Below are 2,305 nucleotides of genomic sequence, written 5' to 3' on the forward strand. Positions count from 1 at the left end.
TGCGAGTTACAAGCTTCGCAGCGCTGGATGAACTGCGCGATCTCCTGCTCAAAGCACAAGCAAGAATGAGTAAGTACGGCAAAGCCCAGACCATGCGAATGCCGATGCAAAACCGATTGCTTGCTGCGACCGCGAAGAACCACAAACACCACCAGTCCCACGGCCGCCACGTCGACACCCCCAACAGCACGATCAGATGAAAAACACTGACACCACCCACAATCCGACTTCCCAATCTCCAGAAACGAAAACGGCAGCCTGAGCTGCCGTTTTCGATAGATCGATCAAGCGATCAGCACACCCCGATCACTTCACCCCGTGCATCAACTTCTGCACCAGCGGCGCGACCAGGAACAACAGACCACCCGCGCCCACCAACGCCCAGAAACCGAAGGTGTAACCGCTCAACGCCGACGCCGTCGTCATGCCGCCCTCGCCGCTGACCACGCCGGCGAAAATGCCCGACAGGTTGTTGCCGATGCCGGTCGACAGGAACCAACCGCCCATGCCGAAACCGACCAGGCGCACCGGCGCCAGCTTGGTCACCATCGACAGACCGATCGGCGACAGGCACAGCTCGCCGATCGACTGGATCCAGTACACCGCGAACAAGGTCCAGAACGGGATCTTGCCGGCTTCGCCGACCAGCTTGGTCAGCGCGAACATCAGCAGCAGGAAGGCCAGGCCGTTGAAGATCAGGCCCAGGCCGAATTTGCGCGGGATCGACGGATTGGCGCGGCCCATCGCCACCCAGATCCATGCGATCAACGGCGCCAGGGTGATGATCGCGACCGAGTTGACCGACTGGAACCACGCGGTCGGGAACACCCGCTCGCCGCTGATGCTGAACACGAAGTCGGCCATCGAGGTGCCGAAGATGTCGCGGTTGACGATCTTGTCGGCGAGGAAGGTGAACGAGCTGCCCGCCTGCTCGAAGAACATCCAGAACAGGATGTTGAAGGTGAAGATGATCAGCATCGCGATCACCTTGTCGCGCTGCACCGAACCTTCGCGGAAGCCCTCGACCAGCAGCAGGCCGCACAGGCCCAGGAACATCGCGGTCAGCACGCCCTGCAGCGCGTTCGCGCCCATGGCGAGCAGGAAGTACACGATCGGAATCGCGACCAGCGCGCCGAGGAACACGTACAGCACCTTGGCCTTTTCGGCCTTGCCTTCCGGCGGACGGCCGATGCCCTGCAACTGCTGGCGGCCGAACCAGAACCACACCAGGCTGATCAGCATGCCCACGCCGGCGGACAGGAACACCATCTTGTAGTCGGGCATGGTCTCGCTGCCGAAGATCTTCTTCGCCAGCCACTGGGTCAGCAGCGGCGCGACCATCGCGCCGAGGTTGATGCCCATGTAGAAGATGGTGAAGCCCGAGTCGCGGCGTTCGTCGCCGGTGCTGTAGAGCTTGCCGACCATGGTCGAGATGTTCGGCTTGAACAGGCCGTTGCCGCAGATGATCGTGGCCAGGCCGAGCTTGAAGATCTGCTCGTTGGGCAGGGCGATCATGAACAAGCCGGCCGCCATGATCACCGCGCCGAGCAGGATCGAGCGTTGATAGCCCAGGATGCGATCGGCGACGTAGCCGCCGAAGATCGCCGCGGCGTAGACCAGCGCCAGGTAGGCGCCGTAGACGCGGTTCGCCGAGGCTTCGCCGGCGGCGTCGCCGCCGTGGAACTGATGCACGATGTAGAGCACGAGCGCCCAGCGGATGCCGTAGAAGGCGAAGCGCTCCCAGAACTCGGTCATGAACAGCATCCACAAGGGCTTGGGATGCCCGAGTCGCTGCGAGAAATCCGGGATGGGCGTGGAGCCCTGGGTGGCTGGTGCGGCTCCGCTCATGCGGTGTCCCCTGTCGTGTGGAAACTGAATGAAAATCCCACGCCGACGGCACGGGTCGGGGAGATTTACCGGTGCGGGCCGGTCACGTCAAACCTTTGTGAAGCCTGTCGTGATGTGCTGCGGCGCAACATTTGCGCCTGCAAGTGCCTGAATGGGGGTGGATTTTGCAGGGGCCGAGGGGCGAAGTTCGGGGTTTGGGATGCGTACGTGCGGGGATCGGGTGACAACTGTCACCTCGGCGGATTTCGCCGGATGGGTTTCGATGTGGGCGCGGTGGGTGTGGATTCGCGGTCGCGGCTCGCGCCGCTCCTACAGGGAGGCCATGCGGGAGCGCGGTGATCGCGGTCCGGGAAGCCGCGAGCGCCGATGCCAGCTCGGACAATCTGCGAACACCTCTCCCGCCTGCGGGAGAGGTCGCCGCGCCGCGCGCGGCGGGTGAGGGTTCGCCGGCCGGCGC

2 protein-coding genes are annotated in these 2,305 nt (G+C 63.6%); one reads left to right on the top strand and one right to left on the bottom strand.

What is annotated here, in order from left to right; genetic code table 11:
* The coding region (locus ASD86_RS27610; protein ID WP_235567629.1) for a hypothetical protein at positions 1-200 on the top strand (200 nt) is incomplete at its 5' end.
* A 106-nt stretch (positions 201-306) separates the two neighbouring features.
* On the opposite strand, the gene ASD86_RS01310 is transcribed toward ASD86_RS27610, so the two are convergent.
* Entirely contained in the window at positions 307-1,848 is a 1,542-nt protein-coding gene (locus tag ASD86_RS01310; RefSeq protein ID WP_056106064.1) for an oligopeptide:H+ symporter, read from the bottom strand.
* Positions 1,849-2,305: the final 457 nt, after the last annotated feature.

It is taken from the genome of Lysobacter sp. Root690 (assembly GCF_001427785.1).
Lineage (GTDB): Bacteria > Pseudomonadota > Gammaproteobacteria > Xanthomonadales > Xanthomonadaceae > Lysobacter.